General features: G+C 39.8%; 8 protein-coding genes and 1 pseudogene. 6 read left to right on the forward strand and 3 right to left on the reverse strand.

The window, feature by feature from the left end:
- From ESV85_RS17390 to ESV85_RS17400, 3 genes and pseudogenes are all read right to left on the reverse strand, one after another.
- Positions 1–239: pseudogene (locus ESV85_RS17390) on the reverse strand (hypothetical protein); the annotation flags it as partial.
- Positions 240–278: 39 nt separating this feature from the next.
- Positions 279–1,781 (reverse strand): RagB/SusD family nutrient uptake outer membrane protein, encoded by a 1,503-nt coding sequence (locus ESV85_RS17395; RefSeq protein ID WP_191322044.1) that lies wholly within the window; start codon positions 1,779–1,781, stop codon positions 279–281.
- Between the two features lie 18 nt (positions 1,782–1,799).
- Entirely contained in the window at positions 1,800–4,898 is a 3,099-nt protein-coding gene (locus ESV85_RS17400; protein ID WP_146919854.1) for a SusC/RagA family TonB-linked outer membrane protein, read from the reverse strand.
- A 396-nt stretch (positions 4,899–5,294) separates the two neighbouring features.
- Here ESV85_RS17400 and ESV85_RS17405 point away from each other — a divergent pair, with 396 nt between their 5' ends.
- The 6 genes from ESV85_RS17405 to ESV85_RS17430 all read left to right on the forward strand — a co-directional run bounded on the left by ESV85_RS17405 (position 5,295) and on the right by ESV85_RS17430 (position 16,345).
- Positions 5,295–8,390, forward strand: a complete 3,096-nt coding sequence (locus ESV85_RS17405) for a SusC/RagA family TonB-linked outer membrane protein (RefSeq protein ID WP_146919856.1) — start codon at positions 5,295–5,297, stop codon at positions 8,388–8,390.
- Between the two features lie 45 nt (positions 8,391–8,435).
- Entirely contained in the window at positions 8,436–9,944 is a 1,509-nt protein-coding gene (locus ESV85_RS17410; protein ID WP_146919857.1) for a RagB/SusD family nutrient uptake outer membrane protein, read from the forward strand.
- Between the two features lie 198 nt (positions 9,945–10,142).
- Positions 10,143–12,839 (forward strand): c-type cytochrome, encoded by a 2,697-nt coding sequence (locus ESV85_RS17415; protein WP_146919859.1) that lies wholly within the window; start codon positions 10,143–10,145, stop codon positions 12,837–12,839.
- On the forward strand, positions 12,836–13,639 hold the full coding sequence (locus tag ESV85_RS17420; RefSeq protein ID WP_146919861.1) for a DUF1080 domain-containing protein: 804 nt from the start codon (positions 12,836–12,838) through the stop codon (positions 13,637–13,639). Before ESV85_RS17415 ends, ESV85_RS17420 begins: the two co-directional genes overlap by 4 nt.
- A 588-nt stretch (positions 13,640–14,227) precedes the next feature.
- Positions 14,228–14,905 carry a hypothetical protein gene (locus ESV85_RS17425; RefSeq protein ID WP_146919863.1) on the forward strand — a complete coding sequence of 226 codons (678 nt, stop codon included), beginning with the start codon at positions 14,228–14,230 and terminating at the stop codon, positions 14,903–14,905.
- A 381-nt stretch (positions 14,906–15,286) separates the two neighbouring features.
- Complete coding sequence (locus ESV85_RS17430; RefSeq protein WP_146919865.1) at positions 15,287–16,345, forward strand: aldose 1-epimerase family protein; 1,059 nt, start codon at positions 15,287–15,289, stop codon at positions 16,343–16,345.
- The last annotated feature ends 83 nt before the right edge of the window (positions 16,346–16,428 follow it).

A 16,428-nucleotide genomic window follows, 5' to 3' on the forward strand; every position in this document is an offset into this window, starting at 1 on the left:
TCGATAGGAAACAATACCGTCGTATTAAAACCATAATGTGTGGCAAGGATCTTCGCCATCATCGGCATAGATTCCTCAGACCTATACTCATCGTCACCTGAGATCAACACGATATTTTTGCCTTTTCCAGGCCCATCTTTCCCTTCAAACTGTAAGAAGGTTTTGCCGTTTTGGGCAAAACCTTCATTGATACAGCTTATGAAAAGGGTCAGATAAATAATTCTAACAATACCTTTCATAGTAATAATCTAATTTACTGAATAGCCTTTTAGCCTTTATTAATATCCTGAATTTTGAATTAGGTTCTTATTGTTTCTGATTTCAGCGGTAGGGATAGGGAAAAGCAATTCACGTTCTTTTAGTGTTGGTCCATAGACGAACTTGTGACCAACATATTCTTCAAATTCCAACGTTTTGACATTGAACCCTTTGCGGATTCTGACCATGTCAAACCATGTTTTGTTTTCGTAAGAAAGTTCGTAGAATTTCTCTCTCCAAATTGCTTCTCTCAACTCGTCTTTAGACAGCCCTTCAAGAGGTGCAAGCTCTGCTCTCTCTCGTACCTTGTTGATTGCATTGTAAGCTTCGGTATTAGGGCCTTTTGCTTCATTGGAAGCTTCAGCATAAATCAAAAGTACTTCAGCAAATCTCATTATTGGCCAGTTCATACCGCTGCTGGTAGTGCTGGTTTGGGCTACTACATCAAAATGCTTGTAGATATAATAATCACCGAGTTCTAATGTTTTGGATCTATCAGCTCGAAGGGAATAACTGGTGTAATAGAATTCTTTCTCTGAAGTTCTTTTATCTCCAGGCTCATATGATTCTACAAAATCCTGATTGGCAAATATTCCCCCAGTTTCTGCGCTGTAATTGGAAATACCTCTGTTGTAGGGGATGATAGATACTTGCCAGCTGGAAGGTAAAATATATGCGGCAAATTGAGCCATAAAGATATTTTCTCCCAGGTTTTTCATAGCTGGATTGTGTAGATCATCATAGGAACTAAATAGAGAAAATGCCTCTGAATCTATAACTTCTTTGGATTTAGCTGCTGCCAATGTATAATATTCAGCTCCCTTTTGAAGCGGATATCCAGCCATGGTCAAATACACAGAAGACAACAGAGATTTGGCTGCTCCTAAAGATGCACGTCCACTAGGATCACGCATCGGCAATCCTGAGACTTCGGCATCTTTGAGATCCAAAACGATTTGATTATATACCGCTTCAGGATTGGCAGGAGGGCCATATAGATCTTCAGAAGTCAAATCAATCGGTTCTAAAGTCAATGGAATATTGCCAAAAATTCTTACCAGATTGAAATAGTAGTAAGCTCTCATGAATTTTGCTTCACCGATTAATTTCAGTTTAGCGGTTTCATCCATTTTGATTTCCGGAATTTTTGCAATTGCGATATTTGCGTTAGCTATGCCTTTATAATAGCTAGTCCAGATAGTTTGACCGTATCCATTATCGGAGTTATTTACGAGGTCTTTTACAAATAGGCTGTATTGAGCTTGTCCCAGTTCCGTGTCAGCCAGTCCGGTAGCAAACTCTACCATCATCCATGGGCCACCTCCAAATCCACTGGACATAACTGGTTGTAAACTTTCATATACGGAGTTTACTACACTTTTTGCATGCTCAGGCTTGGTGAAATAATTGTCCAACGTGAAGTTTGAACTGTCACTTTCATCCAGAAAATCAGCACAGCTGGCGGCTGAAATCAGCAAAGCGACCAGAGATATCTTTTTTATATATAGTTCTATACGTTTCATAATTCTGCTAATTAAAATTTACAATGTGATACTTACACCAAGCATAAAGACTCTAGGCTTTGGGTAGGCATAGAGATCTACCCCTTGATCAAATGCTGCACCTGAGGTGGACACTTCAGGGTCATATCCGGCGTACTTTGTAGCGAGAAAGAAATTTTGCACAGACACGTATGCTCTCATTCGTGCCACGTTGATTTTTTCCAATGTCTGAGGGAGGAAATTGTAGGAGAGCATCAGATTTCTGCCTCTCACGAATGAACCATTCTGTACACGGTCTGAGTCATTGTTGGTATTGTACCCAGCAGTGAGCGGTCGGATTTGAGCAATGTTTGTATCCTGATTCTCTGGAGTCCATGCATTTAATATAGTTTTGAAACTGTTTGCAATCCCCGTTCTATCCTCGGCTGAGTGCTTACTTCTAAAAAGCACATCATTGCCATAGGTATATTGGATATCAACCAGTAATTCAAAGTTTTTAAAAGTAAATGTGTTGGCAAAAGTGCCAAATCCATCAGGGATACCTTTGCCTATTACCACTCTGTCTGAATCATTGATGACTCCATCCTCATTCACATCTTTATACTTGATGTCTCCTGGACGTTTGTTGTATTTCGCAGCTGTAGATTCTTCACTTGTATTCCAAGTCCCTTCATGGATGAATCCAAAAAATGCTCCTACGGATTCTCCTTTTCTTACAATGGTAGATCCAAGGAAAATATCCGAACCTCCAGCGAGCTCTTTGACTTCATTTTTATTGTAAGAGAAGTTGAATGTAGTGTTCCAAGAGAAGTTGTTTCGTTCAAAATTGACGGTGTTCAAGCCAAGTTCAATTCCTTTATTTTCCATACTTCCCACATTTTGGCTCACGACCGAATACCCACTGCTTGATGGCACAGGAGCACTTAGGAGCATGTCATCAGTGATTTTTCTGTATAGATCAATTTCAAACATTACTTTATTCTGGAACAAACCAAGTTCAGCACCTATATCAATCTGTGTTGTTTTCTCCCATCTTAGGTTTGGGTTTGCCAGTCTGCTTATCCCTATTCCTATTTCTCTTTGGTTATTGAAAATCACGGAGTAGTTACCCATTCCGGCAAGCGCTTGATAGGCTGTGATTTCAGAGTTTCCAGTCATTCCTATGCTGGATCTGAATTTCAGATTTGAAACTACTTGGCTGTTTAGCAGGAAGTTTTCGTCTGATGCTCTCCATGCAAAAGCTGCAGATGGAAAAAATGCAAACTGATTAGATTCACCGAATTTGGAAGAACCATCGACTCTTCCAGTCAGTGTAAATAAATACTTGTCTTTTAATGTGTAATTCAAGCGAGAAAAGTAGGAGTTTAGGCCATATGCAACACTTCCTGATTGTGGCTGAATTGCATTTGCACCTGCTCCTAAGTTGTTGAACATGAAGTAATCATCCTGAAAATTCTGAGCTCTTGCAGTAGAATTAAATCTGTCCACATGCTGCCAAGAAAGTCCAACCATTGCGTTGATAGCATGATTTTCATTAATTGTCTTTATATAGGTAAGGTAGTTTTCAAATTGCCATGAGTTGAGTCTGTCATTAGAAACTGACGCATCTCCACCTTGATTCTTAGCGATGTAATTTAGATTTCTACCTCCATAATAATCAACTCGCTGATTCACGATGTTAGTAGAAACGTTAGATCTTAATTCTAGACCTTTTGCCAGGTAAAAGTTTGCGTATATGTTACCTAATACTGTTTGAGTATTTACAAGGTAGATTCTCTCTTTTGCAACCTGAATAGGGCTGTTTCCACCTTCCATGCCAGGATAATCTGCATTTCCTGCGTAGCTACCATCAGGATATTTAACTGGAATTATTGGTAATGCTTCTAATACTTGACGCATAGCTATAATGCCACCATTTCCTAATGGATCAACTTGACTTTCTTTTTGGTCGTTATAACTCAAGCCACCACCGACTTTTACCCAACTCTTAATTTTGCTATCAAAAACAAATCTGCCTGAGAATCTTTTCATCCAAGACTCTTTCATCAAACCATCTTCATTTCTATAACCTAAATAAGCTCCAAAACTATCATCTTGATTTCCACCGGTGAAGCTCAGTTGGTGGTTTTGGGTGATCGCTTGTTGGAATGATTCATCTTGCCAATCTGTATCGTAAAGAGGGTTTCCATTACCATCGAAAAGCTTTGGATCTGTTCTTTTTAGTTTTGGATCTTTATAGATCCCATTTGCCCAGCCGTTTGGATCATATTTTTGAGCGTTCTGATAGGCTAGATCTTCCGCTGCCAAGAATTCTGCAGAATTCAATAGTGGGATTTTTTTAGGAAGAACTCCTAAACTAAAGTTGCCATCGTAAGTAATTGTGCCACCTGTTTTGCTTCCTCTTTTAGTGCTGACCAAAATAACTCCGTTCGCTCCACGAGCACCATAAATAGCTGTTGCAGAAGCATCTTTCAATACTTCTATAGAAGCAATGTCATTTGGGTTGATGTAATCAATTGGTGTGCTACCATTTGCTAGTCCAGCAGAATGTAGAATTACTCCGTCAATCACATAAAGTGGATCATTTGCAATACTTACAGAAGTATTACCTCTTATTCGAATGTTTGCTCGTCCGCCAGGTCGGCCCGAATTGACAGAGACGTTCACTCCTTGCACTCTACCGGAAAGGTTTTGGCTAAGTGAAGCAGAAGGCCTATCCCTTAAGTCTTTTTCTCCCACAGAACCAACAGCTCCTGTTAAATCTGATTTCTTTTGAGTTCCGTATCCGATTACTACGACTTCATCAAGTTCGGCTTCGTCCACTACTAGGGAGATATTCATTGTCTCTGATATGTTTCCTATCAGAATTTCTTTTGTAGTGTAACCAATGAAACTAACTACAAGCGTTTCGGATGAATTCGCTTCTATACTGAAAGTCCCATCATTTTCAGTCACGGTGCCACGTTGTGTACCTTTGATAATAACAAGTGCTCCAGGTACTGGTTGTTGAGAACCTTGTTCAGTTACTTTTCCTTTTAATAAAGTGGTTTGACCATAAGCAAATCCACAGAAGGAAAATAATGCAAAGAGAAGACCGATTTTTAGGGTCTTCCTCAGACTTAGTTTATGTTTTATCATAGTTAGTGAGGTTTATTGTTGGTACAATTTATTGTTATGTAAAACCTCTAGTGTCCTGTAGAATCCTGAAACATATTTTATAAATATAATTATACTTGTATGTAATAGTGTTTTAAGTAAAATGATTTATTCTTTATTGTGTTTATCTGTTTAAAATATTATGATTCGCGCCTAAGGATGTTTTAAGTGGTGAAAATTATACGTGTATGGTATGTGTGTGTTTCATATAATGTTATACAAATTCTATTTTATATAACTGTCCTGTTCTATCCTGATTAATTTATTTTTAAAATAATTATATAAGGAAGTGCTATTCAGGATGGTACAGGATAGGAATAGTATTGTAGAATAGTTAATTGGGAGAGATTTCTAATCATATACATTAAACCCATTTCTATGCTAAACTATTATCAAAAGAATGTGAGAGTCCGATTTATAGGATTTTTACTTATGTTATTTGTACTGTCTGTGTCGGCAAATGCCCAGACTGTTACAGTAAAAGGAACTGTAGTCTCCGAGGGAGACAATGAGCCAGTCCCAGGAGCCTTAGTTACTGTCAAAGGAACTCAAAAAGGAACCGTTACGGATATTGATGGTGGATTCTCAATCCAGGCATCAGTTGGCGAGACGTTAGTTGTCAGCTTTATTGGATTCAAAACTAATGAAGTGGCTGTTGGTACCAGTACTAATCTTCAGATCACCTTATCTTATTCTACTTCGGATTTGTCAGAAGTAGTAGTAGTGGGATATGGTAGCCAGATCAAAAAGGAATTGACAGGTGCTATACAAACTGTAAGCGAAAAAGATTTAAAGGATCTCCCGGTATCTTCCGTAGCACAAAAGCTGCAGGGTAGATTGGCAGGTGTTCAAATCAATCAGACTACTGGAAAGCCTGGTCAAGGAATGAATGTTCGTATTCGAGGCCAGCTGTCTGTGTCTGGGGGTAGTTCACCATTGTATGTAGTCGATGGTTTCCCGATCACTGGCGATATTAATGCCTTGAACCCAGATGAAATTCAAGAGATTACTGTATTGAAAGATGCTGCATCTACTTCACTTTATGGATCTAGAGCTGCGAATGGCGTAGTGTTGATCACTACCAAAAAAGGAGTAAAAGGACAGACCAATGTAAATCTGAATGTGTACACAGGCTGGCAGACAGTTCCTGAAAAAGGACGACTGGAAATGCTTAATGCTGAAGAGTTCGCTCAATTCAAGAAAGAATATTATACGGATGCAGGTCAGCCTGTTCCTGAGATTTTCCAAAACCCTGCTGATTACCGAGGTAAGGACAATGACTGGTATGGAGCTATGTTGGAGACTTCGCCTGTTACCTCATACAACTTGACAGTAACTTCTAACAAGGAGAAAGTAAATACTGCCGTTATTGTTGGATTTTTTGATCAAAAAGGAGTTGTAAGAAATACCGATTATAAGAGATATTCACTTCGATTGAATACCGATTATGCTGTTTCGGATAAAGTGACAATAGGAGTCAATATAGCACCTAGCTATGTGGTCGACAACACGCCCCAGACAGATGGTGATCGTGGAACGGGTATTTTATTCAATGCTCTTCATACTTGGCCAGTGATGCCGATTTATGAAGAAAACGGTGAATTAACTTCTTACAATCGTTTCCCTTCGAATACCGGAAATATTTTTGCCTATCCTAACTGGCTTAGGTCAGCTGATGAGATCACAAATGAAACTAAAGTAACCAATATCTTGGCAAATACTTACTTGGAGTGGAAGCCTATTAAAGGACTGTCTTTTAAGACAACCTTTAATGCGGAACTTAATAATTCCAATTACTTTTTCTTCAACCCTTCTACAGCAACGAACCGAATCAATGTGGCACTTCCTACGGTAGCATCTTCTATTCGGGATGAATATCAAAATTTATCTTGGTTGAATGAAAATATTGCTACTTATGGAAGAAGTGTAGGAGACCATAATTTCCAAGTATTGTTAGGTTTTTCGAATCAGAGATTCAGACAGGATCGAACCAGAATTGCTGCGGATACTTACGCAGATGATCGACTGCCTACTATTCAGGGAGCAATTAACGTGAACAGAGGTGGAACATATTCAGACGTAAACGAATGGGCTTTGACTTCAGTCTTTTCTCGTCTTACCTATAATTACAAAGGTAAATATCTATTCACTGCATCCGTCAGAGGTGATGGTTCTTCTCGCTTTGGAGCAGACAATCGTTGGGGAGTTTTCCCTTCCACTTCTGTAGGATGGGTACTATCTGATGAAGGATTCCTAAATACTAGTTCTACTGTTTCCTTCACTAAGCTACGAGCTAGTTATGGAGTTACTGGTAATAATAATATTGGTAACTATACTCAGTATGCCTTGGTAAATAACACCATCAATGCAGCTTTTGGAAATACAGTGTTCCCAGGAGCAGGAGTAACTTCATTGAACAACACTAATTTAGGTTGGGAAACCACTACACAATTTGATATCGGATTAGACCTGGGATTATGGGAAGATCGTATCACTTTCGTGTATGATTATTACACAAAAAATACAACAAACTTGCTGTATGCAGTTCAGATTCCTCAGGAGTCAGGCTTCACCAATTTCAATGATAATATCGGAGAGATTAAGTTCTGGGGTCATGAGTTTTCCGTCACTTCAGTAAATACACCTGGAGCATTCAGATGGACTACCAATGCAAACATCTCGTTTAACAGAAATAAAGTGCTTGAATTGGCAGATGGTATCGATCGTGTATATGGAAGCCAGCATATCACTAAAGTTGGTGAGCCGTTTGGTCAATTTTATGGCCTTCAAAAATTAGGGAATTATGCCAATGCGGAAGATTTGGCGAACTCTCCTAAAATACCTGGAAGATCAACTGTAGGTAGTATCAAATTGAAGGATGTCAATGGAGATGGAGTGATTACAAATGGTGGAGATAATGATGACAGAACGATCATCGGTAATCCATTCCCTGATTTTACTTACGGAATCATTAACAGTTTTGCCTATAAAAATTGGGATGCAAGTATCACAGCTTCTGGTTCTCAAGGAAATCAATTGTATATGAGACACTTGTACTCTACTGCAAACCTTGACGGAGTATTTAACATGGTTGCTAAAGTAGCTGACCGCTTTAGATCTCCAGAAAATCCAGGCGCAGGCATTTTTGGTACCACGGTAGGTGGAGGAAATGTGACAGGAATTGAGCGTGACTGGAACAATAGCAACTTCGTGTATGATGCTTCTTATTTCACGATTCGAAATATCACAGTAGGCTATACATTCAAGAATTTACCAAAAACATTCAAATCAGCCAGAATCTACGGTTCTGCTCAGAATGTTTGGGTATTTACTGACTATTGGGGTGGATCAAATCCTGAAGTTAGTATGCAAAGTAATGGTCAAGGAGATGGTGGTAATCTTAGCCCAGGTGTAGATTTGGCAGGATATCCAGTGCCACGTACGATCACTTTTGGTGTTAATGTTACTTTCTAACCGGAAGTATTTCACCTCATTCATTCACCTAAAAAAGAAAAAAAAATGAAAAAATATATCTTAGCCATCTTAGTGTCATCTTTAGCACTGACTGGCTGTGACGACTTTCTTACGGTAGTGCCAGAGACTCAGCTGAGTTCTGCTACCTTTTTCAAAAACCGAACTGACTTTGAGCAAGCAGTAAATGCAGCCTATGTTCCGCTGAGAACCATTACAAATGACCGTTCATGGTTACTTGCGGAGATGCACTCTGATAACACCTACTATGCTCGAAATGTGCTCTTTGGTGCGACTGATAATCAAGAAGATTTGGCTGATTTCTCAGTTCCTGAATCTAATAATACCACTGCAAATGGCCATGTATTGCAGCAATGGAGACAGGATTATTTGATTATTTCACGTACCAATCAAATTTTATCTTTAATAGATGATGTTGATTTTGATGCAGGTGCCAAAGCGAATGTGAAAGGTCAGGCACTTTTCCTTCGGGCATATGCCTATTTTGAATTAGTTAGGTATTTTGGATCTGTGCCGCTTCATTTGACGCCAGTTGCTACAAGAGAGGAAGCTGCGCTACCATTGTCTACAGAGGCAGAAATATATACTCAGATTGAGCAAGACTTGGTGGCAGCAGTTGCATTGTTGCCGAAAAAAGCTACTCAAGAACCAGGAAGAGCTACAGAAGGATCTGCTAGAACACTATTGGCCAATGTTTATATTCACCAAAAGAAATGGCCTGCAGCAGAGCAGATTTTATCTCCTGTATTGACTCATGGCTATGAATTGATGCCTAGTTATGAGATGGCTTTTCCAGGAAATACGTCAAATAAAAACAATATAGAGTCTGTCTTTGAAGTTCAGTTTATAGAAGGAGCAGCTGGGTTGAACGGTAATTTTATTTATCAATTCATGCCAAGACCGATCAGCGCTGCAGAGCTTCAGCCTATCATGGGAACAAGTAATCCTCAGAACATTGATGGGGAAGGGAATAATATCCCTACTCCTGATATTATTGCTGCTTATGAGTCAGGCGACGTTAGAAAAGATGCTTCAATTGGCACTGTGTTTCTTGCAGGTAGTTTCAGAGATGATAAAAACTATCCTTACATTAAAAAGCATGCTAAGCAGCATTCTCAGAATAATAATACTGGGACAAACTGGGTAATATATCGCTACGCTGAGGTGTTACTGTTTATGGCAGAAGCGCTTAATGAACAAGGTAAGACAGGTGAGGCGGCTCCATTTTTGAATGATGTTAGAGATAGAGCTAAACTGCTACCTACTACTGCAGCTAGTCAGGCTGAGATGCGAGAGGCGATTTTCAAGGAGCGAAGAGTTGAGCTTGCTTTCGAAAATAAGCGTTGGTTTGATATTGTGAGAACAGATCGAATTCAGGAAATAATTGTGCCTTACGGACAGCGAATCATTGCAAGTCCTTTGGATTACTACTACCCACCAATTTCTGGGGCAGTACCAAGAAGTAATGCATTTACAAACATCAAGAAGTTTTATGCCTATCCGGCAGCAGAGTCGGACTTGAGCCCTTATTTCTAAAAATAAAAGTTTAGGATAACCCAGCATCTAGATATGATTTAAATCTATGGTGTTGGGTTTTCTAATTTTTGCTTTAGCTAATTTCTAAAATTATTTTAAGGAGAGAAACAGCTAGTATATTTCATGAGTGGTTTCTGAATTGAGAAATTATTCGCCAACTTAAAATTCTAAATATTGCAATCAATTAATACTTGCCCTATGCGACTAAATTATTCAATAAGGAACTTGTTTCTCTTATCAGTCCTGGTCATCCTCTCGGTATCATGTGCAAAAGATAAACAAGAGGAATCCAAAACTAGACAGCTTACCGGAAATCCGAAATTAGATAAGCTGAAACTGCCCGATGGATTTGTGGCAGAACACCTTTTAAGCCCTGGAGAAAAGGATGAGGGATCATGGGTCGCAATGACCTTTGATGACAAAAATCGATTGATCACTGCTGATCAATATGGTTTTCTGTACAGATTAGAAATCCCGGAAATAGGAGCTGCTTCAGTAGAACCAAAAGTAGAAAAACTCATCATCGGTAATGTGGCTGAGCCACAGGTAGGAATGGGTTATGCCCAAGGCCTACTTTACGCCTTCAACAGTATCTATGTGATGGTAAATCACAACGGTAACGAGACATTTGAAGAAAGCACTGGACTCTACAGAATACAGGATTTGGATGGTGATGATCAATATGAATCAGTAACCAAAATCAAAGGTTTTACTGGCCAGCCAGGCGAGCATGGTCCTCACAGTATCAAGCTTTCTCCTGATGGACAGTCACTTTATATAGTAGCTGGAAATCACACGGATGTTCCTGAAATGGACGCCTACAGACTTCCAAATGTTTGGCAAGAAGATAATCTTTTCCCTCAAATTAAAGATCCGAGAGGTCATGCGAATGATAGAATGGCTCCTGGAGGATGGGTAGCGAATATTGATCCAGAAGGAAAGCACTGGGAGTTAATCTCTGCAGGTTACAGAAATCCATTTGATATAGCTTTCAACGAAGTAGGTGATCTATTTACTTATGATTCAGATATGGAGTGGGACTTTGGTATGCCTTGGTACCGACCAACCAGAATCTGTCATGTGACTTCAGGAAGTGAGTACGGCTGGAGAACAGGTAACCATAAGTGGTCTCCTAATTATCCGGATAACCTGCCTGCAGTTTTGAATATTGGACAAGGATCGCCTACCAATGTAATGTTCGGTACAGATGCTAAGTTTCCGGAGAAGTATAGAACATCTCTTTTTGCTTTTGACTGGAGCTTTGGAATTATCTATTCCATGACTTTGACTCCAAAGGGTGGTACTTACGAGGCAAAAGCTGAGGAATTTATTTCGGGTTCTCCACTTCCATTGACAGATGGTACAATTGGCCCAGACGGTGCGATGTACTTTATGACTGGTGGTAGAAGACTGGAGTCTGATGTTTACCGTGTTTACTATGAAGGTGATATTAAAGACAGCGACAAGAAGCCTTTGCAAATGGCTGATTTGCCAGCAGAAGCTAAGTTGAGAAGAGAGCTAGAAGCGTTGCATGTAGATGGAGCACCAGCTTCAGGGCTTGATCTGGCATGGGAGAATTTGAAGAACAAGGATAGATATGTACAGTATGCGGCTAGAATTGCAGTTGAGCATCAGCCTGTTGATTCATGGAAAGCTAAAGCTCTCGCTGAGAAAGATCCAGTGGTTTTAACCCAAGCGATGATTGCTTTGTCACGTCACTCAGCTAAAGGAACTGGAACACCTATGATTCAAGCCTTGATGGGTATTGATTACAAAGGGTTGAATGAAAAAGGCAAGCAAGACTTGTTAAGAGCTTTCGAATTGATTTTAGCCAGACAAGGTGAGCCTTCAGGTTCATTGAAATCTGATCTTGTAGCTTACTTGGATGCTAATTTCCCTGCAAACAATAATAATCTAGATCGTGCACTTGCAGTTCTATTAGTGTATTTGGATGCTCCAGATGCAGTTGAGAAGACTTTGGCACTACTTGATAATGCGAAAGATGATCCTGACTATCAGAAGACGTTTACTTCTTCCTCTGATTTGATCATGAGAAATCCACAGTATGGTTTGGATATCGCGAATATGCTAGCTAATGTTCCTCCTGCTCAGCAGACTTATCTTGCTACAGTTCTTGGTGGAGCAGAAGCAGGTTGGACGCCTGAACTTCATGAAAAGTATTTCACCTGGATTCAGAACGCATTTAAGTATAAAGGTGGTCGTAGCTACGTAGGTTTCATTGATAGAGCTAGAAAAATGGCGCTAACGCACGTAGCGAAGAGCGATTTCGATAAATATAATGAGCTTTCTGGTGCAGCCTTGTTGACAGGAAACGGAAATGATCTGATTGATACAAGTATTCAGCCTGAAGGTCCGGGTAGAAGATGGACTGTAGAGGAAGCTGAGCCTTTGATGGCAGACCTAAGTGGTAGAGATTTGGCGAGAGGCAAAGCAATGTTTGCTGCCTCCCAATGTATGTCATGTCATACACTAGGTGGTGAAGGCGGGGTTATTGGGCCAGATTTAACTCAATTGGGAACTCGATTCTCAGCAAAAGATATCTTGGAAGCTACGATCAATCCTAGCGATGAGATTTCTGAACAATATGTCGCAAGTGTTCTTGAATTGAAAGACGGAAGTTCTGTGATGGGTAGAGTGGTCAATGAGGATGAAACAAGCTATTCAGTTTCACAAAACCCGTTCTCTCCTGAAGTGCTTCGCAAAGTGGCAAAAAGCAACGTGTCTACGGTCAAGGATTCGAAGATATCCATCATGATGCCTGGTATGATCAACAGGCTAAATGAAGAAGAACTGAAAGATCTGATGGCTTACCTGATTTCAGGTGGTAATGCAAGTCATGCAGTGTATCAAACTAAAGCCCAAGCTGAAGAATGAAAAATCTATTAAAATCTAAGTGGTTAAGAATCGAAGCGCTCAGCTTAGGAGCGATGATGGTAATTGGTTTCGTGAATTGCCAGCAGCCTGCTGAGGATAAAACTTCCTCTGTAAAAGCTATGAGTGAAACAGAAGCTGGTTTTAAAGCTATTTTCGATGGTAAAACGCTAGACGGGTGGGAAGGCAATCCTGTTTATTGGTCTGTGAAAGATGGAACGATTACAGGGGTAATCACGCCTGAGACATTACTCAAAGCCAATACCTTTCTGATTTGGCAGGGCGGCCAGCCTGGCGATTTTGAGCTGAAAGCTGAGTTTAAAATTTCCGAAGGAGGTAATTCCGGTATTAATTATAGAAGTGAAATGGTGGAGGATGTGCCTTTTGCTTTGAAAGGCTACCAAGCTGATATTGACGGAAAGAATAATTATACTGGTCAAAACTACGAAGAGCGCAAGCGTACCACGCTAGCCTACAGGGGCCAGAAAACCAAAATCACTTCTCAGCCTGACGGTGTAGGAGTACGGGAATTTGTAGAGAAAAATGCCTGGAAAGGTCTTAATGTAGAAAAGGAACTCGGAGATCGTGCCGAGCTTGGATCATTAATCAAAGCGGGTGAATGGAATACAATTCACATCGTAGCCAAAGGTAATGTGCTTAAGCATTATGTAAATGGTAAGCTGATGTCTGAGGTTCATGACGAAGATTCTAAGAATAGAATGGAGTCAGGATATCTTGGAGTTCAAGTTCATGTAGGTCCTCCAATGAAAGTTCAGTATAAAGATATTATGCTGAAGCAGTAATTAGAAATCTGGTTCAAGTCCTCAGGCCTGTCCGACGCCAGACGGGCTTGGATCCATTATCTAAATGGCCCTTGTTGAAAAACATGGGCCATTTTTTTTACTTGAACCAATTGCTAGTAACCTTATGCCCTTTGTTACTTTGTGGTAGAAAATTTTTGAACCACAAAAGTCAGAAAGAGAACAAAGGAAATGGTGTTCCTGTTGAGGTGTAATATTACCTTTTGAAAACTATGAAAATCTACGATTCTATGTGGTTAATCATTTTTACAACATAGCCCATAGAAAACATAGCTCCTTAAAAGGCAGTCTGAAGACTGCAATACCCCAGGTCCAAGTCATGAGACTTGAACCAAGTGCTAGGGAAGCCTGAACCATTCAAATTTTTCCTCACAAACATTAACATACCTGGATCTGACTCTTGTAATGAGTTAGTTAGCATGTGTATTAATCATTTTTGATTGGCTATTTATTTCCTCACTCGAACGCTTGCCGTAGAACCTGCGTTAAGAAAACTATAGAAAGATTAGCTAGCGTAACCTTTTTCTAGCGAATCAGGAATCAATTTTATTTAATACCACAACCACTCTTATGAATTACCATATTATCATTAACAGTGTAAAAACAGTAGATGAATTACCGGGAAGTTGGAGCAACCAAGACTTAGAAGAGTTGCTCGATCGATTTGGTTTTCCTGATGCTTCCAATTCCAATCCATCGGAGCTAAAGGAATTGCTTAATATGGCTATTTCTGATTTTGAACCAGCTGAAGCTGCGGCGATACTGCTTGACTATAGACTTTCGGATGCTCTCAATGAAGGTCAGATTGATCAAATGTCTCATGACATGCTCTTAGATAAAATCTCTGAGGAATACCCACAAATCGGCCTGCATCATCAGCTTTTCAATATCAACCAGCTATTGCACAAGGCTTACAACGGTAAATTTCCAAGTGCCAAAGCGACTATCGTAGAATTTGAAATTAGTAGTGAGGATGCTCATGCTGAAGAAATTACCAAAGAGGTTGTTTTGAAGGCATTGCAGCATACTTTAAATGATAGCAATTTGATCAAACGTCTTTTCGCAGATCACTTGGAAGGCAAAGTCAATTTCGAAGAAGCAGATTCGATCATTTGGGTTTTGAGAAAAATAGAAGGGGGTCAATATCAGCTAATCACTTCGGAATACTGGATGGCTCGGGATGAGTTTGTGGAAGCGGAGTTTGATGCGGAAGTTATTCTTTTTGAAGAAGACGAGAATGAAGATTAAAATGCACTAGCTAGAACTGAACCTTACTCTGTAGTTCAAGTCTTTAGACTTGGACTCACAATAATGCAGTCTTCAGACTGCTGTTATTAAATATGAGAATGGAGGTAATACTTGATTCTATCCTAAAATGGGATCTGTATTAATTCATTGTACATTTTTGTTGTTTGACAATCTGAAGACTGCAATTTCATTAGGTCCAAGTCTGAAGACTTGAACCAGTTGGGCACTTGTTTAAAAACTTGTGCCATTTTTTTATTAATGGCATATTTCTCTCTCATAAGTTGCATAACTTATTCCCGAGCTTTTGTACCCAACCCATATAGGGCAGGACAGTGTCAGGAGCCCTTTTTAATAGATTACAGACTAGTCTCAAACCTTAGAATGAACCTCTCAGATCCATCCAACTGGAAAGATAAATTATCCAATTCCCGCCAGCTTGGGGGAATAGAAACTTCCGTCCTTGACAATGGAGCAGGTCGCGGTACACGCATAGCCTGGATTAATACCGGAACTGGTCTACGATTTAAAGTCATTTTGGATCGGGGAATGGATATTTTGGACGCATTTCATAATGAGCATAGCTTATCTTGGATCAGTAATGTAGGCCATGTGTCTTCGCAGCCTTTTTCTAACCAAGGAATAGATTGGCTGAGGACATTCGGTGGAGGCTTATTGACTACCTGCGGGATTTCTTCCATGGGACCACCTAATGAAGATGAGACTGGAAGCCGTGGATTGCATGGGAACTATAGCAACACTCCTGCGGAACTGATTTCAATTAAGCAGCCGAATATTTATTTTGGAAATCTGGATTTTGAAATCGTAGGAATCATTCGTGAGACAACGACTTTTGGACCAAGTCTGGAACTGAAGAGAACCATCTCAGGGACTATAGGGTCAGCTGAAATCAACATCAAAGATGAGGTTTTCAATCGCGGTAATTCCCCCGCACCGCATATGGTTTTATACCATATCAATTGCGGCTGGCCACTGATCGATGAGGATACAAGGATAGTTTGGAAAGGAGAAATTCAAAAAAGAGAATCAGACGATTCTATGTCAGATTTCAACAAGAAAAACAGATTTACTAAATGTGCTGCTCCATTAGATGAGCACGCGGCTTTTGGTGAGGATGTAGCTTTCATCGATCCAAAAACTGATGAGAATGATCAGGTTACCTGCGGATATATGAATGACAAGTTGGAGCTTGGCTTAAGTATCTCATTTTCCAAGAAACAAATGCCTTGGCTGATCAACTGGCAACACTGGGGCAAAAATGAATATGTGACAGCGCTAGAGCCAGCTACGAATCCTCCAATCGGTCAAGCTGCTGCCCGCAAAAATGGTACGTTGATTATATTGAAATCTGGAGAAAGCAGGACTTACGAAATCAAACTGAAAGTGCTAAAAGGAAAAGAAGTGAATGAATTTAAAATGTAAGATATATGAAGAAATGAAATGATTTGAAGAATTTTCAAATTTTTCAATGTTTCAATCTTCCAATTCAATCTCAAATAAGAAAT

Origin of the sequence: Algoriphagus aquimarinus, from assembly GCF_007997215.1 — a bacterium.
Classification (GTDB): domain Bacteria; phylum Bacteroidota; class Bacteroidia; order Cytophagales; family Cyclobacteriaceae; genus Algoriphagus; species Algoriphagus aquimarinus_A.